This is a genomic window from Rhodococcus rhodochrous (assembly GCF_900187265.1).
GTDB classification, from domain to species: Bacteria; Actinomycetota; Actinomycetes; order Mycobacteriales; family Mycobacteriaceae; genus Rhodococcus; species Rhodococcus rhodochrous.
Genome location: NZ_LT906450.1, coordinates 1,797,275 through 1,818,139 on the forward strand (window position 1 = coordinate 1,797,275; position 20,865 = coordinate 1,818,139).

18 protein-coding genes and 1 tRNA gene are annotated in these 20,865 nt (G+C 69.1%); 14 read left to right on the top strand and 5 right to left on the bottom strand.

Annotated elements, in window-relative coordinates:
• Nucleotides 1-6 precede the first annotated feature (6 nt).
• Nucleotides 7-798 carry an SDR family oxidoreductase gene (locus tag CKW34_RS08190; protein ID WP_016693782.1) on the bottom strand — a complete coding sequence of 264 codons (792 nt, stop codon included), beginning with the start codon at nucleotides 796-798 and terminating at the stop codon, nucleotides 7-9.
• The gene (locus tag CKW34_RS08195) at nucleotides 795-1,961 is read right to left on the bottom strand and encodes a hypothetical protein (RefSeq protein WP_059383689.1); all 1,167 of its coding nucleotides are present in this window, start codon (nucleotides 1,959-1,961) and stop codon (nucleotides 795-797) included. Before CKW34_RS08195 ends, CKW34_RS08190 begins: the two co-directional genes overlap by 4 nt.
• Nucleotides 1,962-2,043: 82 nt before the next feature.
• On the opposite strand from CKW34_RS08195, the gene CKW34_RS08200 reads away from it, so the two are divergent.
• From CKW34_RS08200 to CKW34_RS08225, 6 genes are all read left to right on the top strand, one after another.
• Complete coding sequence (locus CKW34_RS08200) at nucleotides 2,044-2,985, top strand: IclR family transcriptional regulator (protein WP_059383690.1); 942 nt, start codon at nucleotides 2,044-2,046, stop codon at nucleotides 2,983-2,985.
• A 114-nt stretch (nucleotides 2,986-3,099) separates the two neighbouring features.
• On the top strand, nucleotides 3,100-4,032 hold the full coding sequence (cysD, locus tag CKW34_RS08205; protein WP_059383691.1) for a sulfate adenylyltransferase subunit CysD: 933 nt from the start codon (nucleotides 3,100-3,102) through the stop codon (nucleotides 4,030-4,032).
• A complete protein-coding gene (cysC, locus tag CKW34_RS08210; RefSeq protein ID WP_059383692.1) occupies nucleotides 4,032-5,867 on the top strand; it encodes an adenylyl-sulfate kinase in 1,836 nt (611 codons plus the stop codon). Before cysD ends, cysC begins: the two co-directional genes overlap by 1 nt.
• Entirely contained in the window at nucleotides 5,864-7,072 is a 1,209-nt protein-coding gene (locus CKW34_RS08215; RefSeq protein ID WP_080968358.1) for a 3'(2'),5'-bisphosphate nucleotidase CysQ, read from the top strand. The genes cysC and CKW34_RS08215 overlap by 4 nt, the downstream gene beginning before the upstream one ends.
• Before the next feature lie 52 nt (nucleotides 7,073-7,124).
• Nucleotides 7,125-8,123 carry an MBL fold metallo-hydrolase gene (locus tag CKW34_RS08220; protein WP_059383693.1) on the top strand — a complete coding sequence of 333 codons (999 nt, stop codon included), beginning with the start codon at nucleotides 7,125-7,127 and terminating at the stop codon, nucleotides 8,121-8,123.
• Nucleotides 8,120-8,479 (top strand): nuclear transport factor 2 family protein, encoded by a 360-nt coding sequence (locus CKW34_RS08225; RefSeq protein WP_059383694.1) that lies wholly within the window; start codon nucleotides 8,120-8,122, stop codon nucleotides 8,477-8,479. The genes CKW34_RS08220 and CKW34_RS08225 overlap by 4 nt, the downstream gene beginning before the upstream one ends.
• A gap of 63 nt (nucleotides 8,480-8,542) precedes the next feature.
• Here CKW34_RS08225 and CKW34_RS08230 read toward each other — a convergent pair.
• The 3 genes from CKW34_RS08230 to CKW34_RS08240 form a co-directional block, all read right to left on the bottom strand.
• Nucleotides 8,543-8,618, bottom strand: a tRNA-Arg gene (locus CKW34_RS08230).
• 120 nt (nucleotides 8,619-8,738) lie between these two features.
• Nucleotides 8,739-9,449, bottom strand: coding sequence for a DUF305 domain-containing protein (locus tag CKW34_RS08235; RefSeq protein WP_059383695.1), 711 nt, complete (start codon nucleotides 9,447-9,449; stop codon nucleotides 8,739-8,741).
• 2 nt (nucleotides 9,450-9,451) lie between these two features.
• Nucleotides 9,452-10,273, bottom strand: coding sequence for a DUF3105 domain-containing protein (locus CKW34_RS08240; RefSeq protein WP_059383696.1), 822 nt, complete (start codon nucleotides 10,271-10,273; stop codon nucleotides 9,452-9,454).
• Between the two features lie 154 nt (nucleotides 10,274-10,427).
• Here CKW34_RS08240 and argS point away from each other — a divergent pair, with 154 nt between their 5' ends.
• From argS to prfA, 8 genes are all read left to right on the top strand, one after another.
• A complete protein-coding gene (gene argS / locus CKW34_RS08245) occupies nucleotides 10,428-12,080 on the top strand; it encodes an arginine--tRNA ligase (protein ID WP_059383697.1) in 1,653 nt (550 codons plus the stop codon).
• Entirely contained in the window at nucleotides 12,077-13,498 is a 1,422-nt protein-coding gene (gene lysA / locus CKW34_RS08250; RefSeq protein WP_059383698.1) for a diaminopimelate decarboxylase, read from the top strand. Before argS ends, lysA begins: the two co-directional genes overlap by 4 nt.
• Nucleotides 13,499-13,536: 38 nt before the next feature.
• Entirely contained in the window at nucleotides 13,537-14,823 is a 1,287-nt protein-coding gene (locus tag CKW34_RS08255; protein WP_059383699.1) for a homoserine dehydrogenase, read from the top strand.
• The gene (thrC, locus tag CKW34_RS08260; protein ID WP_016693795.1) at nucleotides 14,820-15,911 is read left to right on the top strand and encodes a threonine synthase; all 1,092 of its coding nucleotides are present in this window, start codon (nucleotides 14,820-14,822) and stop codon (nucleotides 15,909-15,911) included. Before CKW34_RS08255 ends, thrC begins: the two co-directional genes overlap by 4 nt.
• 37 nt (nucleotides 15,912-15,948) lie before the next feature.
• Nucleotides 15,949-16,878 carry a homoserine kinase gene (gene thrB, locus CKW34_RS08265; protein ID WP_059383700.1) on the top strand — a complete coding sequence of 310 codons (930 nt, stop codon included), beginning with the start codon at nucleotides 15,949-15,951 and terminating at the stop codon, nucleotides 16,876-16,878.
• A 469-nt stretch (nucleotides 16,879-17,347) separates the two neighbouring features.
• Complete coding sequence (gene rho, locus CKW34_RS08270; protein WP_059383701.1) at nucleotides 17,348-19,333, top strand: transcription termination factor Rho; 1,986 nt, start codon at nucleotides 17,348-17,350, stop codon at nucleotides 19,331-19,333.
• A gap of 122 nt (nucleotides 19,334-19,455) precedes the next feature.
• Nucleotides 19,456-19,689, top strand: a complete 234-nt coding sequence (rpmE, locus tag CKW34_RS08275) for a 50S ribosomal protein L31 (protein WP_059383702.1) — start codon at nucleotides 19,456-19,458, stop codon at nucleotides 19,687-19,689.
• Between the two features lie 88 nt (nucleotides 19,690-19,777).
• Nucleotides 19,778-20,857, top strand: a complete 1,080-nt coding sequence (prfA, locus tag CKW34_RS08280; RefSeq protein WP_059383703.1) for a peptide chain release factor 1 — start codon at nucleotides 19,778-19,780, stop codon at nucleotides 20,855-20,857.
• Nucleotides 20,858-20,865: the final 8 nt, after the last annotated feature.

Here is a 20,865-nt window from a genome sequence, read left to right on the forward strand (position 1 = left end):
TCCCGTTCAGTGGTGGTATTCGCCGCAGTTGACGTCGAGGCACTGGCCGGTGATCGCCGACGCCATCGGCGAGGCCAGGAAGATCACCGCATCCGCGATCTCCTCGGTGGTCGGGAGACGCTTCAGATCGGAGGCGGCGGCGGTGTGCTCGTAGATCTGTTCGACGGTGGTGCCGTACTTTCCGGCCTGGTGTTCGAAGTAGCCCTGCAGGATCGGACCCCAGATGTAGCCCGGCGCAACGGAGTTCACGCGGACTCCCTGCGGTCCGAGTTCGGTCGCCAGGGACTGCGACATCGCCAGCAACGCCGACTTCGCGAGTTTGTAACTGCCGTAACGTTCCTGGGAGTGACGCAGCACCATCGAATTGATGTTGACCACCGCGCCGGCCGACTCGGCGAGGGCGGGGGTGAACAACTGTGTGAGCCGCAGCGCGCCGAGGACGGTGAGTTCCACGCTATCGCGAATCTGCTGGAAGTCGGTGCGCGCCAACGGCTTCATCGACGGAACGGAGAAGGCGTTGTTGACGAGCACGTCGACACGCCCGAACTCCGAGACCGCCGCCTCGACGAGTGCGGCGGCGGACTCGTCGTCGGTGATGTCGGTGGGCACGACCAGGGCCCGGCGGCCCGTGCTCTCGACTTCCGCTGCAACCTTCTCGAGCCGCTCCCGGGTCCGGGCGGCAAGCACCACGTCGGCGCCGTGTTCGGCGCACCGCAGCGCGAGCGTGCGCCCCAGTCCCGGACCGACACCGGAGACCACGACGACGCGGTCGCGGAGCAGTCCCGCTGCCGCGCTCATGCGAGCATCCGATCGGCGACGCCCCGCTGGCGCTCCGCGATGCGCTGCGCCCACGCCTCGGGTGTGATGCGATTCGAATCGTGGAAGGGCAGGACCTCGGGGAGCCGATCGAACGGCACCACCTCGGCGGTCGGGCCGTCGGCCGCGGTCAGTTCGCGATCGAGGCGCTGCCAGCGGAACTGCAGGATCCCGCGGCTGCGGCCGAGGGTCTCGACCCAGTTCGTCAGCCCCGGATCGCGAGCCGAGACCACGATCCGGACCATGCCGTCGGGATCGACCTGCGCCTGGCTGTTGTTCAGGGAGGTCTGGTGGTGGATGTAGTCCAGGGAGATGTACCAGAGACTGCCGATCTGGAAGCCCAGATAGGGCGCGTCGCTCGCCGGGAGGGTCAGGACCATCGCCTCGTCGTCGGCGAGTTCGTAGTGCCCGACGGACGAGTACTGCGTGTCCAGGCCGCCGGGGGTGCGGCGCGGCTCGGTCACCGTGTTCACCGGCAGCTTCAGGTAGAACCACTCGGGGAACTGCAGCCAGGTCTTCACCCGCGAGACCAGCGCGCGACCGGCACGTTCGTAACGGGTGACCACGTCCTGGTGGGTGGGTTCGGGAGCCGGGGTGCCGAGGCTGTCGAGCCGGTGGATGCTCAGTGTGCCGCGGCGTTGCGTCCAGTCGCTGTAGACCTCGCGGACCACGAGCTGCGACGAGCCGGGCGCGAGCGGGAAGTAGTTCCGTTCCGGATCGCGCGGGCCGGGTCCGAACCGCACCTCGAAGGTGCCGTCGTCGGCGATGTTCAGTGCGCGGTCGTCGAAGGCCGTGACGTTGCCGGGTACCTCCGCATCGGTGTAGTTGCCGGCCAGCACCTGGAAGCTGAGATCGCAGGTCGTGCCGCGGCGCCCGGTGACGACGTACTCGGCGTCGTCGCGGATCGACGCGCCCCAGTACAGGGTGTCGGGATTGTCGAGGCCCATCTTCGCGTAGGGACCGGTGCCGGTGACGAAGGCCGGATGGGAGCGGCTGTACGCGAAGGTGGCGTGCACGCACGCCGAGATCCCGCCGGCCAGATATCCGTATCCCTCGACGAGGTCCTGTTCGGTGCGGATGTGCGGGGCGGTGGCGACGAGTTTCTCGGCCTCGGCTATCGCCGCGGTGAGCGGATCGGTGAGCACTGCGATCTCCTGTGGTCCAAATATGTACCGCTGCGGTAGTCTTCCGTTGCGCCGAGAGTAGAACGCGTTCCAGGGAGGGTCAATGGCTCGTCGTGAGACCGGGACGCTCGGAGAGTTCACCGCCGGGGCGGGAGCAGCCCGCCGGTCGCCACCCACGGAACGCGTCGTGCAGGTCCTCGACCACCTCGTCGCGCGACCCGGCGTCCGGTTCGGACTGTCGGAACTGGCACGCGAACTCGACCTGAGCAAGCCCACCTGCCTGGGCATCCTCACCGTCCTCGCCGACGCCGGCTATCTGATCCGCGACCCCGTCGACAAGACCTACGGGCTCGGTCCGGCGCTGATCGTCGCGGGACGCGCCGCCCAGCGCGGCTTCGCGTCCGGGCCGGTCGCGCACCGTCATCTCGCCGCACTCGCCGAGGAGTTCGGCGTGATGTGCTCCGCGTCGGCGGTCGTCGGCGACCGGATCGCGGTGCTCGACGTCGTCGGTGGCCACGGCACGGCCGCGGCGGCGCGTGTGGGGGAGGTCTATCCCTTCGCACCCCCGGTGGGGCTGATGTACGTGCTGTGGGACACCGACGAGCGCATCGAACAGTGGCTGCGGCGAGAGCCGACCCTGCCCGTCACCGTCGACCGCGACGACCTGTGGCGGATCGTCACCGAATGTCGCCGGACGGGTTATCTGGCCGAGTCCCTCACGCCCGGCGGCCGCCGCCTCTACGCGCTCATGGCCGGGGTGGTCTCGCACGATCTCGCGCCCGAGATGCGGGAGATGCTGGCGGAACTCGTGGCGAGCCCCGGTGAGCGCGTGCTGCTGCCCGACGCCTTCGCCGCGGGGGAAGAGCGGGCGGTCAACCTCGTGGCCGCCCCGGCCTACGATCCCGACGGCCACCAGTCGCTCGTGCTCACGCTGCACCTCGAGCGGGAGGTAGACGCGGCCGGGATCGAGCGGTGCGGCGCGGCGCTCGTGGCGGTTGCGGAGGCGATCACCGCGGATCTCGGCGGGCGTCGGCCGCCGCGCTGATGGAGGCCGCGAGGACCGCCCGTTGACCTGGAATTGAAACTCGTTCTACTGTTGCGGAGTAATCTTCGACCGCGTCGGTACACATGTGTACCGCGCCGGGTGAGAGGGGCACGAGTGACCACGGTGCCACCGCAACGACCACCGATCTACGAACTGCCGCTGCTCGGTGCGCTCGAGGCCGAGTCCGTCCACATCTTCCGTGAGGTCGCCGCGACCTTCTCCCGTCCCGTCCTGCTGTTCTCGGGTGGCAAGGACTCCGCGGTGATGCTCCATCTCGCGGTCAAGGCGTTCTGGCCCGCGCCATTGCCGTTCCCCGTGCTGCACATCGACACCGGGCACAATTTCGACGAGGTGATCGACTTCCGCGACCGCACCGTCGAGCGGCTGGGGCTCCGGTCGATCGTCGCCTCGGTGCAGGACGACATCGACGCCGGGCGTGCCGTCGAGGACGACGGACCGCACGCGACCCGCAACCGGCTGCAGACCGGAACCCTCCTGCGCGCGTTGCGGGAAGGGGGATTCGACGCCGTCTTCGGGGGCGCGCGCCGCGACGAGGAGAAGGCCCGCGCGAAGGAACGCATCTTCAGCCTTCGCGACGAATTCGGACAGTGGGACCCGAAGGCGCAACGACCCGAACTGTGGCAGCTGTACAACGGCCGGCACCGCCGCGGCGAACACATGCGGGTGTTCCCGTTGTCCAACTGGACCGAACTCGACATCTGGCGCTACATCCGCGACGAGGGTGTCGACCTGCCGTCCCTGTACTACGCCCACCGGCGTCCGGTGATCGAGCGCGACGGAATGCTGCTCGCGCACAACCGTTTTCTCACTCTTCTCCCCGGAGATGCCCCGCGCGAGAGCCTCGTCCGGTTCCGCACCGTCGGCGACGCGACGTGCACCGGCTGCGTCGAATCCGCCGCCGCCACCGCGGACGAGGTGATCACCGAGATCGCCGCCAGCCGAATCACCGAACGCGGCGCGACGCGGGCAGACGACCGGATCTCCGACGCCGGGATGGAAGACCGCAAGAGGGAAGGGTATTTCTGATGTCCCGCCTGCTGCGCATCGCCACCGCCGGCAGCGTCGACGACGGCAAGTCCACGCTGATCGGCCGATTGCTGTTCGATTCCAAGGCCGTCTTCGAGGACCAACTCGAGGCGGTCACCCGCACGAGCCTCGACCGCGGCGCCGACCGCGCCGATCTCGCCCTGCTCACCGACGGCCTGCGCGCCGAACGCGAGCAGGGCATCACGATCGACGTCGCCTATCGCTATTTCGCCACGGCGCAGAGAACATTCGTCATCGCCGATACTCCCGGCCACGAGCAGTACACGCGCAACATGGTCACCGGTGCGTCCACCGCCGACCTGGCGCTCGTCCTCGTCGACGCCCGCAACGGCATCGTCGAGCAGACCCGCCGGCACGCCTTCCTCGCGTCGCTGCTCGGGGTGCGGCACGTGGTGCTGTGCATCAACAAGATGGACCTGGTGGACTGGTCGCAGAGCCGATTCGACGAGATCTGCGACGAGTTCCGGAACTTCGCGGCGAAGCTCGACATGCCCGACCTCGCGTTCGTCCCCGTCTCCGCGCTGCACGGCGACAACGTCGTCTCCCGCACCGCGAACATGCCGTGGTACGAGGGCGCTTCGCTGCTGCACCATCTCGAGCAGGTCCACATCGCCTCGGACACCAACCTCATCGACGCGCGCCTGCCCGTGCAGTACGTGATCCGCCCGGGCGAGGGCGAACACCGCGACTTCCGCGGCTACGCCGGAACGGTCGCCGCCGGCGGATTCGCGCCCGGCGACGACGTGGTCGTTCTCCCATCCGGTTTCGGAACACGGGTACGGACGCTGTGGGGGCCGGGAGGAACGGAACTCGAGCACGCCTTCGCCGGTGCTGCGGTGTGCGTCGAACTCGAGGACGACCTCGACGTCGGGCGCGGCGACATGCTGTGCCGCCCCAACAACCGTCCGCTCGTCGGGCACGAGATCGACGCCATGGTGTGCTGGTTCGACGAACGCTCCGCCCTCGACCCGGACGCCCGCTACGCCTTGCTGCACACCACGCGTTCGACCACCGCGCGGGTCGGGCGACTGGACTACCGGCTCGACGTCAACAGCCTGCACCGCGACGAGGCCGCGACGACGCTCGGTCTCAACGAGATCGGCCGCGTGCAACTGCGAACGCAGCAGCCGCTGCTGTTCGACCCCTACCGGCGCAACCGCACCACCGGAAGCTTCGTGCTCGTCGACGAACGCACCGGCAACACCGTCGCGGCCGGGATGATCACCGGCCCGACACTCGCCGACACGGCGGTGGTCTGGCACTCGGCGGCGGTCTCACGGACCGAACGGGGGAGGGCCGGGGCGACGGTGTGGCTCACCGGGCTGTCCGCCTCCGGCAAGTCCACCCTCGCCGTCGAACTCGAACGACGACTGCTCGCCGAGGGCATCCCCGCCTACCGCCTCGACGGCGACAACCTCCGGCACGGCCTCAACGCCGACCTCGGGTTCGGTCCGGAGGACCGCGCGGAGAACGTCCGCCGCGTCGGTGCGGTCGCCCAGATGATGGCCGACGCCGGACTCGTCGCGATCTGCGCGCTCATCAGTCCCTACCGTCAGGACCGCGACCGCATCCGCCGGCAGCACGAGGAGGCCGGAATCCGCTTCGTCGAGGTCTTCGTCGACACCCCGCTCGCCGACTGCGAGGCCCGCGACCCGAAGGGCATGTACGCGCGGGCACGTGCCGGTGAGATCACCGGTTTCACCGGCGTCGACGATCCCTACGAACCACCGTCGGATCCCGAGCTGGTCGTGCGCCCCCACGACGGCACGCCTGCCGTGCAGGCGGGCCTCGTCGTGGAATTGTTGAGGACATGACGCACGACTACAGCGACGACGCTCGACCAGCAGCCGAGGGCGACGACGCTCGACCAGCAGCCGAGGGCGACGACGCTCGACCAGCAGCCGAGGGCGACGACGCTCGACTCGCAGCCGAGACGGCCTCCGGCGCAGGTGAACTGCTGCTCACGGTCCGCGCCATCGAATCGGATGCCCTCACCGGGCGCGAGTTGGGCCGCCGGGGCGACCACGCCGCCAACACGTACATCCTCGAACAGCTGGCGTCCGCGCGACCCGGCGACGCGGTGCTCTCGGAGGAATCCGCGGACGATCCGGCGCGGGTCGGCGCAGACCGCGTCTGGATCATCGACCCCCTCGACGGGTCGAAGGAGTACGGGATGCCCGACCACGTCGACTGGGCGGTCCACATCGCGCTGTGGGAGGCAGGCCGAGGGCTCACCGCAGCCGCGGTCGCGCAACCGGCGATCGGCGTCGTCCACAGCACCGCCGACCCGCTTCCGGCGCAGCGGCCTGCCCGTCGCCGCCCCCGCATCGTCATCAGCGGGAGCAGGCCGCCCGCTTTCGTCTTCGATCTGGCCCGCGATCTCGGCGCCGACCTGATCCGGATGGGCTCGGCCGGCGCCAAAGCGATGGCGGTGGTCCGCGGGGAGGCCGACGCCTACATCCACGCCGGTGGTCAGTGGGAGTGGGATTCGGCGGCGCCGGTCGCGGTCGCGCGCGCCGCAGGTCTGCACTGCGCCCGGATCGACGGCAGCGAACTCGAGTACAACCGGCCGCACCCCTATCTGCCCGACCTGGTGATCTGCCGCGCCGACTGGGCGCCGGAGGTGATGTCCGCGCTGGCCGTGTACGCCACCGGACCGACCGACAGTCCCCGCGTCGCGATGGCCCGCGCGTACATCCGATCCCTGGTCAGCCACGATGCGTCCCACGTCCGGCTCGCCGAGGACGCCTGGCGGGTCGAGAACGGGGAGCGCACCGGCGACAGTGGCATCGAGATCCGCGACCGCCTCGAGAACGGACCGGAATACCGGCCCATCCGCCGTATCCGCGACCTGCAGTTCCGCGAATGGCACCACAGCGTCGTCGCGCGGTTCGTCCTGGACATCGCGGCAGGCCCGAACGCCGAGACGTCGGTCGCGGTGACGGAGCACTTCGACATCCCGGCCGGGGAGATCAGGTCGATCGTCGCGATCATCGAGCCCGTGCAGGGTAATAGTTGAATTCATTGTTGTAGCTTTCGAACGAAAGTCACCATGACCGAGAGGCATCACCATGGCCGAAGCGCGTGATATCGGGGACGGCATCCACGTCGTTCCCGTCCCGGTGGCGGACCTGCCCGTCGGCGACACCCAGGTCTACGTGATGGAATCCCCGCGCGGCGCCGTCCTCGTCGACGGCGGCTGGAACGACGACCGGTCGTGGGCGGCACTGCAGGACGGCCTGGCCACTGCCGGCCTGTCGGTCACCGACGTCGAGGGCGTGGTGGTCACCCACTTCCACCCCGACCACGTCGGGCTCACCGGACGCATCCGGGAGGCCTCCGGCTGCTGGGTCGCGATGAACGAGGCCGACTTCGCTCACCTCGAGGTCATGCTCTCCGACGACGACCGCCGTCCTCAGGAAGCCGAACTGCTGCGCCGCGCCGGAGCACCCGAGGACGCGATCGAGGAATCGCTCGCCACCCTCGTACCGGCGATCGGCCGTCCCGACGCGCTGCCCGACCGCAAACTCGGTGCCGACGAGGAGATCCCGCTGACGGGCCGGACCCTGCGCACCGTGCTGACCCCCGGCCACACGGCGGGCCACGCGTGTTTCCTGCTCGAGGAACACGGTGTGCTGTTCAGCGGCGACCACGTCCTCGCGACCACGACCCCGCACGTCGGCGAGTTCGATTTCCCTCTGCCGCAACGCGACGCGCTGGGGGAGTACCTCGACTCGCTGCGCGCGGTCGCCGGCCTGCCCGTGCGACGCGCACTGCCCGCGCACCGGCAGCAGATCGACGACCTGCCGCACCGCGTCGGCGAACTGATCGCCCACCACGACCAGCGCCTCGACGATCTCTACGACGCCTTCGGCGACGAGGAGCTCACGCTGTGGGAGGCCACCGCCCGCATGCGCTGGTACCGGCCGTGGGACGAGACCCCCTTGCACGGCAAGAGGATGGCGCTCGCGGAGGGATCGGCGCACGTCCGGCAGCTCATCGAACGCGGACGGGTCCGTCGCGTGCCCGGTACCGAACCCGCCCGCTTCGCGCGAGTGCAGAACCGATGAGCCCCGACGAACTGGTCACCGAGTTCTGCCGGCGCTGGGCCGATCCCGATCCTGCCGAGCTCGCGGCCTTCTTCGCCGACGACGCCGTCTTCCACAACATCCCGATGGAACCGATCCGCGGCCGCGCGGCGATCGAGGAATACATCGCGGGTTTCGTGACGTCCTTCGGTGCCATCGACTACCGCATCCACCACCAGGCGGTGTCCGGCAACGTCGTGCTCAACGAACGGACCGATGTGTTCACGATGAACGGCCGGACGATCGAACTGCCCGTCACGGGCGTCTTCGAGATCGTCGACGGGAAGATCGCGGCCTGCCGCGACTACTTCGATCCCACACCCTTCACCGGCAACTGACGGGCACCCGCCACCGAGCCCGGGAACGCCGAAGGCCCCGCTTCGTGAGAAGCGGGGCCTTCGTGGTGCCCTCGGCAGGATTCGAACCTGCGACTTCTTGCTCCGGAGGCAAGCGCTCTATCCCCTGAGCTACGAGGGCATCCGGACCACCGGATGACCGGAGGTGCGGGAGTTAGCCTAGCGCATCGAGCGCTCAACTCCACATCGCCAGGTCAGAGCCGGTTTTCGGCCCGAAGTTGCGTTTCGCCCGATCGGTGGCTCAGTTGAGGGGCAGAGGTTCGGCGCCGCGCTCGGCGAGCAGCGACCTCATCAGATCCGACTCGCCCTGCTGCGTCGCGACCATCGTGCCCGCCAGATTGCGCACCGCCGAAGTGCTCGCGTACTGCTCGCCGTATTCCATCATCGGCAGACCACCCTCGTGGTGGCGCAGCATCAGCTGGAGGAAGAGCACGTCCAGTTCGGGCCCGCGCGCGGCCCGGAGATTCGCGAGATCCTCGGAGGTCGCCATCCCCGGCATCAGGTGCGAGCCGTCCGAATCCTCGGACTCGGCGGTCGCGCCGTGATCACCGTGGCCGTGACCCGTCCCGGTCTCGGTCATCCACTCCATGTACTCGCCCGTCGGCAGCGCCGGCTGTCCCCACAGCGACAACCAGCCCTGCATCTGACCGATCTGGTTCTGCTGGGTGGTGAGGATGTCGTACGCGATGTTGCGGATCCGATCGTCCTCCGAATTGGAGACCACCACGGCGGCCATCTCGACGCCCTGGTCGTGGTGCACGATCATGTCCTGCGCGAATCCGACGTCCACCGATCCGGCCTCCGGCGTCGCCTGCGCGGAGTCCTCGAAGGGGATCCGGGACAGGAACCCCGCGAGGAAGCCCACGGCGACCGCGGCGACGGTGAGCAGTACCAGCAGCAGCCGGTTGTGCCCACCGCGCTCGGGGGAGATGTCCGAGGAGGTCTCGCTCATCGTCAGCTCCCGGCCGGTGCCTGCTGCATGTCGCCGGCGGTCTCCGCGTTCATCGGCACGGCGTCGGGGCCGGGCTCGGAGGCGTCGAAGGCCGGCGGGTTCGCCGGATCGAACGAACCGGGGATCGTCGAGCAGCTCGCACCCACCTCGGGGTAGGTGTACTGGTTCAGGCGCAGCGCGCTGATGAACTGGTCGATGCGCTCGTCGTCGACGCTGTCGACCTTGAGCTGGTGACCCCACGACTGCAGCGCGATCGGGGTGTCGAGGTCCGGGTAGGGCGACATCAGCGTGTAGGTGCGGCCGTCGACCTTCTGGCGCAGCGTGTCGACCGCGGCGTCGTCGAGCAGATCAGGGTTGTACGCCACCCACACGGCGCCGTGCTCGAGGGAGTGGACCATGTTCTCGGTCCGGACCGGCTGCTCGTAGACGGTTCCGGTGCAGGTCGCCCACACGGAGTCGTGGGGGCCACCGAAGGGCGGCGACTGGTCGTAGGCGACGCGCTGGCCCGGCGCGACGTGCACACCGGCCGGGTACTCGATCTTCAGCACGCCCTCGATGTCGTCCGACGGGTCCTGGTTGGACTCCGACGGCGTCCACGCCGACATCTCCTGCTGGTTCTGGTACTTCGGGATCAGGCTCACAGCGATCACAGCGACGAGTACGACGACCAGGGCCACGCCGCCGATCGTCAACCACGGGATCTGACGCTGCGCGGGGACCCCGCGAGCGCCGCCGCTCTTCTTCTTGGCGGCCTGAATGGCCTTCGACGACTTGGCTCCGGTCTTCTTGTTACCGGAGCCGCCACTAACCGAACCGCTGGGCATCGCTGTGTGCTCTTTCGACGGGTGGACAGGCGGACGCGCGCCCATCGGGCGCACAAACACCCACAACTCTACGGGCGTGCTCCCGAGCGGTGCCCGGAGCTGCCGTAGGGGGAGCGTCGGCGCCGCGATCGACCAGCCAATAGGATGGACACCTGTGACTCCCTCCGACCTTGCTCAGCTGCTCCGCGGAACCGCCGCCGGTGTCCTCACCGACCGTGGTCTCGACGCGTCCGTTCTTCCCGAGACCCTCACCGTCGAGCGCCCGCGCAATCCGGAGCACGGCGACTATGCGACCAACGTCGCGATGCAGGTCGCGAAGAAGGTCGGCGTCAATCCCCGCGAACTCGCCACCTGGCTCGCCGAGGCCCTGACCGCCGCCGACGGCATCGATTCCGCCGAGGTCGCGGGCCCCGGCTTCCTCAACATCCGGCTCGCCGCCGACGCTCAGGGAGCGATCGTGGCGAAGGTGCTCGCCGAGGGCGACGCCTACGGCAACGGCAGCGACCTCACGAACACGAAGATCAACCTCGAGTTCGTCTCCGCCAACCCCACCGGCCCGATCCACCTCGGTGGCACCCGCTGGGCTGCGGTCGGCGACGCGCTCGGACGCATCCTCACCGCCCAGGGCGGCGAGGTCACCCGCGAGTACTACTTCAACGACCACGGCGCACAGATCGACCGCTTCACCCGGTCGCTCATCGCCTCCGCGCTCGGACAGCCCGCCCCCGAGGACGGTTACGCCGGCGCCTACATCGTCGACATCGCCTCCTCCGTGCTCGAGCAGCGTCCCGACGCCCTCGAACTCCCCGAGGACGAGCGGCACGAGACGTTCCGCTCGATCGGTGTGGACCTGATGTTCGCGCACATCAAGCGCACCCTCCACGAGTTCGGTGTCGACTTCGACGTGTACTTCCACGAGAACTCCCTCTTCGAGAGCGGAGCGGTCGACAAGGCCGTCGAGACCCTCAAGGCGTCGGGCAACCTGTACTTCGAAGACGGCGCCTGGTGGCTCAAGAGCACCGACTACGGCGACGACAAGGACCGCGTCGTCATCAAGTCCGACGGCAACGCCGCCTACATCGCCGGCGACATCGCCTACTTCCAGGACAAGCGCTCGCGCGGCTTCGACCTGTGCATCTACATGCTCGGGGCCGACCACCACGGTTACATCGCGCGCCTCAAGGCCGCCGCGGCGGCCTTCGGCGACGACCCCGACACCGTCGAGGTGATGATCGGCCAGATGGTCAACCTCGTCCGCGGTGGCGAGGCCGTGAAGATGAGCAAGCGGGCCGGCACCGTGATCACCCTCGACGACCTCGTCGAAGCGATCGGCGTCGACGCCGCGCGCTACTCGCTCGTGCGGTCGTCGGTCGACCAGAGCATCGACATCGACCTCGAACTGTGGGCGAGCACCACGAACGAGAACCCGGTCTACTACGTGCAGTACGCCCACGCGCGGCTCTCGTCGATCGCGCGCAACGCCGCCGATCTCGGCCTGACCGCCGAGGGCGCCGACTTCGCACTGCTCACGCACGAGCGCGAGGGCGACCTGATCCGCACCCTCGGCGAGTACCCCCGGGTCCTCGCGAAGGCAGCCGAACTGCGCGAGCCGCACCGCGTCGCCCGGTACCTCGAGGAACTCGCGGGCACCTACCACCGCTTCTACGACGCCTGCCGGATCCTGCCGCAGGGCGACGAGGAGGCCGGCCCGCTGCACACCGCGCGCCTCGCGTTGTGCGCGGCCGCACGTCAGGTTCTTGCCAACGGCCTCGGCCTGCTCGGCGTCAACGCCCCGGAGCGGATGTGAACGCGCATCCGGCGGGACCGCGCCACGCCCAGATCCCGCACGCCCCGAACCTGCCCGAGCGCCCCGCCGACGCCGCGGCGCTCAACGCGCTCGCCCCGCACGTGTGGCCGCGCAACGCCGAGCGCGGCGAGGACGGCGTCATGCGCATCGCCGGCATCCCGGTGACCGAGCTCGCCGAGAAGTACGGCACCCCGCTGTTCGTCGTCGACGAGGACGACTTCCGCTCCCGCTGCCGGGAGATCTCGGAGGCCTTCGGTCCGTCGGCGAAGGTGCACTACGCGTCGAAGGCGTTCCTGTGCAGCGAGATCGCGCGATGGGTCCACCAGGAAGGGCTCTCGCTCGACGTCGCGTCCGGCGGTGAGCTCGCCGTGGCCCTGCACGCCGGCTTCCCCGCCGAGAAGATCGCGATGCACGGCAACAACAAGTCCGTCCGCGAACTGCAGGCCGCCGTGACCGCCGGGGTCGGGCACATCGTGCTCGACTCGCTCGCCGAGATCGAGCGGCTCGACGCGGTCGCCGGTGAGGCCGGTGTCGTCCAGGACGTGCTCATCCGCGTGACCGTGGGCGTCGAGGCCCACACCCACGAGTTCATCTCCACCGCGCACGAGGACCAGAAGTTCGGGCTCTCGCTCGCCGGCGGCAACGCCATGCAGGCCGTGCGGCGCGTCTTCGCGGCCGACAATCTCCGCCTCGTCGGCCTGCACAGCCACATCGGCTCGCAGATCTTCGACGTCGACGGCTTCGAACTGGCCGCCCACCGCGTCATCGGTCTGCTGCGCGACATCGTCGCCGAGTTCGGCGTCGACAAGACCTCGCAGATGAACATCGTCGACCTCGGCGGCGGCCTCGGCATCTCGTACGTGCCGAGCGACGACCCGCCGCCGGTCGCCGATCTCGCGGCGAAGCTCAACGACATCGTCCGCAACGAGTCCGCGCTCGCGGGCCTGCCGGCCCCGACCCTCGCGGTCGAACCCGGCCGCGCCATCGCCGGGCCGGGCACGGTGACGCTCTACGAGGTGGGAACCCTCAAGGACGTCGAGGTCGGCTCCGGGCACGTCCGCCGCTACATCAGCGTCGACGGTGGCATGAGCGACAACATCCGCACATCGCTGTACCAGGCGGAGTACGACTCGCGCCTCGTCTCCCGCGTGAGCGAGGCCGCACCGGTGGTCTCGCGCGTCGTCGGCAAGCACTGCGAGAGCGGCGACATCGTCATCCGCGACGCCTGGATGCCCGCCGACGTCGCACCCGGTGATTTACTGGCGGTCGCGGCGACGGGTGCATACTGCTACTCGATGTCGAGCAGGTACAACCTGCTGCCTCGCCCCGCCGTCGTGGCGGTCAAGGACGGTGTCTCGCGGGTTCTGCTGCGCCGTGAGACCGTCGAAGATCTGCTCAACTTGGAGGTTTCGGAGTGACCAGTGCAACGGCGACCGATGCTTCGGGCCGGCGTCCTGTGGGTGTGGCGGTTCTCGGGCACGGCACCGTCGGTGCCGAGGTCGCGCGGATCATCCGCGAGGACGCCGCGGATCTCGAGGCGCGCATCGGTGCACCCCTCGAGTTGAGAGGGGTCGCCGTGCGCGACGCCTCCCGCGACCGGGGTCTTCCCGCGGAACTGGTCACCACGAACGCCGAGGCCTTGATCCGCCGCGACGACGTCGACATCGTCGTCGAACTCATCGGCGGCATCGAACTGCCCCGCAAACTCGTGCGCACGGCACTCGACTCCGGCAAGTCCGTCGTCACCGCCAACAAGGCGCTGCTCGCCGCCTACACCGGCGAACTGGCCGAGGTGGCCGAGGCCCGCAACGTCGACCTGTACTTCGAGGCGTCGGTGGCCGGCGCGATCCCGGTGATCCGTCCGCTGACCCAGTCGCTCGCAGGCGACAAGGTCAACCGGGTCGTCGGCATCGTCAACGGCACCACCAACTACATCCTCTCGGCCATGGACGAGACGGGCGCCGACTACGACGAGACGCTCGCCGAGGCGAGCCGCCTCGGATACGCCGAGGCCGATCCCACCGCCGACGTCGAAGGCTTCGACGCGGCCTCGAAGGCGGCGATCCTCGCGTCGATCGCCTTCCACACCCGCGTGACGGCAGCCGACGTCTACCGCGAGGGCATCTCGTCGATCACCGCCGCCGACCTCACCTCGGCCCGTGCGCTCAACTGCACGATCAAGCTGCTCGCGCTGTGCGAGCGCGTCCCGTCCGCCGACGGCAAGGACCGCGTGTCCGCCAGGGTCTACCCGGCGCTCGTGCCCCGCGAGCATCCGCTGGCCTCGGTCAACGGCGCGTTCAACGCCGTCGTCGTCGAAGCGGAGTCCTCGGGCCGGCTCATGTTCTACGGCCAGGGTGCCGGTGGCGCCCCCACCGCCTCCGCCGTGATGGGCGACCTCGTGATGGCCGCCCGCAACCGGGTTCAGGGTGGTCGTGGTCCGCGTGAGTCGAAGTACGCGCAGCTGGAGATCGCGCCCATGAGCGACATCCTCACCCGCTACTACGTCAATCTGAAGGTCGCCGACCGCGCCGGTGTGCTCTCCGCGGTCGCCGCCGAGTTCGCCACGCGGGGCGTGAGCATCGCAGCGGTCCGCCAGGAAGGCGCCGGCGACGCTGCCCGTCTGGTGGTACTCACCCATCAGGCCACCGACCGTGCGCTGGCGGATACCGTCGCAGCGCTCGACAAACTCGAATCCGTGATCGCTGTGACCAGCGTCCTGAGACTGGAGGGATCCGCCGAATGAGCGCGGCCGAGAAGAACACCACCCCCGTGCACACGCCGTGGCCGGGCCTGATCGAGGCGTACCGTTCGCGCCTGCCGATCGGTGACGACTGGAAGACGGTCACGCTGCGCGAGGGTGGCACGCCGCTGCTCCCGGCTCCGCGCCTGTCGGAGATCACCGGTTGCGAGGTCCACGTGAAGGTCGAGGGGCTCAACCCCACCGGCTCCTTCAAGGACCGCGGTATGACCATGGCGGTCACCGAAGCCCTCGCGACCGGCAAGCAGGCCGTGCTGTGCGCCTCCACCGGCAACACCTCCGCGTCGGCCGCCGCCTATGCCGCCCGCGCCGGTATCGGCTGCGCGGTGCTCGTGCCGCAGGGCAAGATCGCGATGGGCAAGCTCGCCCAGGCCGTCATGCACGGCGCGAAGATCGTCCAGGTCGAGGGCAACTTCGACGACTGCCTCGAGCTCGCCCGCAAGACCACCGCCGAGTTCTCCACCATCGGTCTGGTCAACTCGGTCAACCCGGTGCGCATCGAGGGCCAGAAGACCGCGGCCTTCGAGATCGTCGACGCGCTCGGCGACGCTCCCGACGTGCACATCCTGCCCGTCGGCAACGCCGGCAACATCACGGCCTACTGGAAGGGCTACAGCGAGTACGCGGCCGACGGCCTCAGCACGCGCCGCCCGCGCATGCTCGGCGTCCAGGCGGCCGGTGCCGCACCGCTCGTCCTCGGCCATCCCGTGAAGGATCCCGAGACCATCGCGACCGCCATCCGCATCGGTGCCCCCGCATCGTGGAACGGCGCGGTGGCCGCCAAGGAGGAGTCGAACGGCGCGTTCCGCGCGGCGACCGACGAGGAGATCCTCGAGGCGTACCGGCTGCTCGCGAAGTCCGAGTCGATCTTCGTCGAGCCGGCCTCGGCCGCGTCCATCGCCGGCCTGCTCGCGGCGAGCAAGGAAGGCTGGCTCGAGCGCGGCCTCAAGGTCGTGTGCACCGTGACCGGCAACGGTCTCAAGGATCCCGATACAGCCCTGCGCGACGTGCCCGTGGTCGAGCCCATCCCGGTCGACCCGGTCGCGGTCGCCTCCGCGCTCGAGTTGGCCTGAGTTGACCGCCACGCCTTCCTCCGTTGGGAATCAGGACATGACGCAGACGTTGCCCGTGGGGCTTTCGGTGACGGCACGGGTTCCCGCCTCGAGCGCGAATCTCGGTCCCGGCTTCGACTGCCTGGGTCTCGCCCTCGGTCTGTACGACGAGATCACCGTCACGACAACGGCTTCCGGGCTCGACGTGAAGGTGGAGGGGGAAGGTGCCCAGGAGGTCCCGTGGGGACCCTCGCACCTCGTGGTCCGTGCCGTCGAGCGTGGGCTCGAGGCCGCCGGTGTGTGGGCGGACGGACTGGACGTCGTGTGCCACAACGTCATCCCGCACTCGCGTGGTCTGGGATCCTCCGCCTCGGCGGCCGTGGGAGGGCTGGCGGCGGCCAACGGGCTCGTCCGCAAGATCGCTCCCGAGCGCGTGCTCGACGACGAGCAGCTCGTGCAGCTCGCCTCCGAGTTCGAGGGCCATCCCGACAACGCCTCCGCGAGCGTCCTCGGTGGGGCAGTGGTGTCGTGGACCGAGGCCGAGGTCGACTCCGAGCAGCGGACCTACCGCGCGGTGAACCTGCGGGTGCACCCGGACATCAAGGCGTACGCCTTCGTCCCGTCGGTCCGTTCGTCGACGGCCCACACCCGGGGCCTGCTGCCCGAACTCGTCCCGCACCGGGACGCGGCGTTCAACGTCAGCCGGGCGGCCCTCGCGGTCGTCGCGCTCACCGAGCGGCCCGAGCTCCTGATGCCGGCGACACAGGATCTGCTCCACCAGGCCCAGCGGGCACCCGCACTGCCGGTCACCACCAAATGGGTGGCCGCACTGCGCGAGGCGGGCATCCCCGCCGTCGTCTCGGGTGCCGGGCCGACAGTGCTCGCGCTCACGACCTCCGCGCTGCCCGACGAACTGCGGGCCGCCGCCGAGGCCGACGAACTGACGGTGCTCGACCTCGAGATCGCCGAGGGCGTCCAGGTCGACTGAGCAGACGCGCGGTGCCGGATGGGAGTCGACGGGTGGTGCAACACACACGTCCCATCCGGCACGGCGATTCTTGCTCTACGTACAGATCGTCGCTATTCTGTGGGGTGTCCGCACGTCGTGCGTATCAGTCGCCGGATTCTCCAGGGCAATCACTCCAGCTCCATCGGGGCGTCGAGCCTGGATCGATCCTCACCTGCTCCCGGATCCGGGAGGGGGACAGACCGCACCTACCGGATTTCGGTGTGGTGGCGGACGTGCCGACCGTTCGTTTTCCCTGAACTCGTACGGCAAATCCCAGCTCAGTGGACGAACTGATCTGCGGGACGAACCCTCTGCTGCGCATGAGCGAGCGAGGGAAGGAAGGATCTCCGTGACAGATACGGACCTGATCACTACACCTGCTCTCGACATTCCCGAGGCCGGTAGCCGGACGACCACGCGCGGTCGCCGCGGAGCAGGCCTTTCGGGCATGGTGCTTGCCGAGTTGCGGACTCTTGCCGCCGAGCTCGGAATCAAGGGCACCTCCGGGATGCGCAAGGGTGATCTCATCGCTGCGATCAAGGAGAAGCAGGGCGGCGGCGCCGCCGCACCTGCCGAGCAGCCTGCAGCCGCGCAGAACACCGGTGCCGAGAAGACCACTGCCCCCGAGAAGACCGACGCGGCAGTGAAGACCGAGACGGCGGGGAAGCCCGAGACGGCCGACAAGTCCGAGGGAGCGCCCTCGCGTGGCACCCGCGGTCGCCGTGGCCGTGCCGCCGCCGACGAGACCGCCACACCCGAGCAGAAGGCCGACGCCAAGCCGGCCGAGCAGAAGGCCGACGCGAAGTCCGGCGAAGAGGGTTCGCAGGAGAAGTCGCAGGGCGGCCAGACCTCCAGCGGCGACAACGAATCCGACGGAAACCGTCGTGGCCGTGGCCGCCGCGGACGCCGCGGTGGCGACAACGCCGACCAGAACCAGCAGAACGAGAGCGCCGACGCGTCCGATGACGGCCGCCAGGATCGCGACTCGCAGCGTGAGCGTGGCCAGGACCGCAACTCCGGAGACGGCTCCTCGCGCCGCGATCGCAACCAGGGCGACCGCAACCAGGGCGACCGCAACCAGGGCGACCGCAACCAGGGCGACCGCAACCAGGACGGTGGCGATCGCGACGGCGGGAACCAGGGTCCGCGCCAGGGCCAGGACAATCGTGGGGGAGACGACGAGGAAGGCGGCCGCGGCCGCCGGGGCCGTCGTTTCCGCGAGCGTCGTCGTGGACGCGACCGCGGCGAGAGCGGTTCGGACTCGCGCGAGCCCGAGATCCGCGAGGACGACGTCCTGCAGCCGGTCGCCGGCATCCTCGACGTCCTCGACAACTACGCGTTCGTCCGCACGTCCGGCTACCTCGCCGGCCCGAACGACGTGTACGTCTCGATGAACATGGTGCGCAAGAACGGCCTGCGCCGCGGCGACGCCATCACCGGTGCCGTGCGGGTTCCCCGCGAGGGCGAGCAGAGCAACCAGCGCCAGAAGTTCAACCCGCTGGTCCGCCTCGACACGGTCAACGGCCGCGACGTGGATTCGGCCAAGCGCCGCCCCGAGTTCAACAAGCTCACGCCGCTGTACCCCAATCAGCGCCTGCGGCTCGAGACCCAGCCGAACATCCTCACCACGCGCGTGATCGACCTGGTCATGCCGATCGGTAAGGGTCAGCGCGCACTCATCGTGTCGCCGCCGAAGGCCGGTAAGACCACCGTCCTCCAGGACATCGCGAACGCGATCGCCGTCAACAACCCCGAGTGCTACCTGATGGTCGTGCTCGTCGACGAGCGCCCCGAAGAGGTCACCGACATGCAGCGTTCGGTGAAGGGCGAGGTCATCGCCTCGACCTTCGACCGCCCGCCGTCAGATCACACCTCGGTCGCCGAGCTCGCCATCGAGCGCGCGAAGCGTCTCGTGGAGATGGGCCAGGACGTCGTGGTGCTCCTCGACTCCATCACCCGTCTCGGCCGCGCGTACAACAACTCGTCGCCGGCATCCGGACGCATCCTCTCCGGTGGTGTCGACTCGACCGCGCTGTACCCGCCGAAGCGTTTCCTCGGTGCTGCCCGCAACATCGAGAACGGCGGATCGCTCACGATCATCGCCACCGCGATGGTCGAGACCGGTTCCACCGGCGACACCGTGATCTTCGAGGAGTTCAAGGGCACGGGTAACGCCGAGCTCAAGCTCGACCGGAAGATCGCCGAGCGGCGTGTGTTCCCGGCGGTCGACGTCAACCCATCCGGTACGCGCAAGGACGAGCTGCTCATGAGCCCCGACGAGTTCGCCGTGGTGCACAAGCTGCGCCGCGTGCTCTCGGGCCTCGATTCGCACCAGGCGATCGATCTGCTCATCGACCGGCTCAAGAAGTCCAAGACGAACATCGAGTTCCTCATGAATGTGGCGAAGACCGCACCGGGGGCACTCGACGACTGACGTCGGCGCCCCGGGGAATTTCTTCCCGGGGCCCTACGTTTGGCATAATCGACAGGCTCAGTCCGGCTCCGGTTCACGTCTTCGACCCGCGAAGGCGACCCGGCGGCCACGAAAGGGACACCATGAAGGCAGGAATCCACCCCAACTACGTGACGACGACCGTCGTCTGCGGTTGCGGTAACACGTTCGAGACGCGCAGCACCAAGGAGTCGGGACGTATCAACGTCGAAGTCTGCTCCAACTGCCACCCGTTCTACACCGGCAAGCAGAAGATCCTCGACACCGGTGGACGCGTCGCGCGCTTCGAGGCTCGCTACGGCAAGCGTGCGCCGAAGAACGCCGCTTCCGACAGCTAGCTGTCACGCCGACGCCCGGTACTGCCCTCGTGCAGGCCGGGCGTCGGCTTTTTCATCGCAAGGATCGAAATCAGAGCGGAGCACACTCATGGCGGGGCAGACCAAGCCGTCGGCCATCGACGACATCCTGGCCGAACACACGGGTCTGGAGCAGCAGCTGTCCGACCCGTCGCTGCACGACGATCCTGCGGCAGCGCGTCGGGTGGGTAAGCGGTTCGCCGAACTCGCCCCCGTGATGTCGACCTACAACGCTCTGAAGCAGGCCCGTGAGGATCTCGAGGCGGCGCGCGAACTCGCCGCCGACGATTCGTCGTTCGCGTCCGAGGTCGAGGACCTCGAGGCGCAGGTCGCCGAACTCGACCGTTCGCTGACCGATCTGCTCGCCCCGCGCGACCCGCACGACGGTGACGACGTCGTCCTCGAGGTCAAGTCCGGTGAGGGCGGCGAGGAGTCGGCCCTGTTCGCCGGCGATCTCGCCCGGATGTACACGCGCTACGCCGAACGTGCCGGTTGGCGCGTCGAGATCCTCGGTGCCACCTACTCCGATCTCGGCGGCTACAAGGACGTCACGTTGTCGATCAAGTCGCGGACCGACGTGCGCGACGGCGTGTGGTCCCGCCTGAAGTTCGAGGGCGGCGTGCACCGCGTCCAACGTGTGCCCGTCACCGAGTCGCAGGGACGCGTGCACACCTCCGCGGCCGGCGTCTTCGTATATCCCGAGCCCGACGAGGTCGAGCAGGTACAGATCGACGAGGGCGACCTGCGCATCGACGTCTACCGGTCGTCCGGCAAGGGCGGTCAGGGAGTCAACACCACCGACTCGGCCGTGCGCATCACGCACCTTCCCACCGGCATCGTGGTGACCTGCCAGAACGAACGCTCGCAGCTGCAGAACAAGGCCCGCGCGATGCAGGTCCTCGCGGCGCGCCTACAGGCGGCGGCCGAAGAAGCGGCCGAGGCGGAGGCATCGGCGGGTCGCGCCAGCCAGGTCCGGACAGTCGACCGGTCGGAGCGCATCCGCACCTACAACTTCCCGGAGAACCGGATCACCGATCACCGCATCGGCTTCAAGTCCCACAACCTCGACGCGGTGCTCGACGGCGAACTCGACGCGCTGCTCGACGCCCTGGGCGCTGCGGACAGAGAAGCCCGGCTCGCGGCGGAGTAACCGAGAAC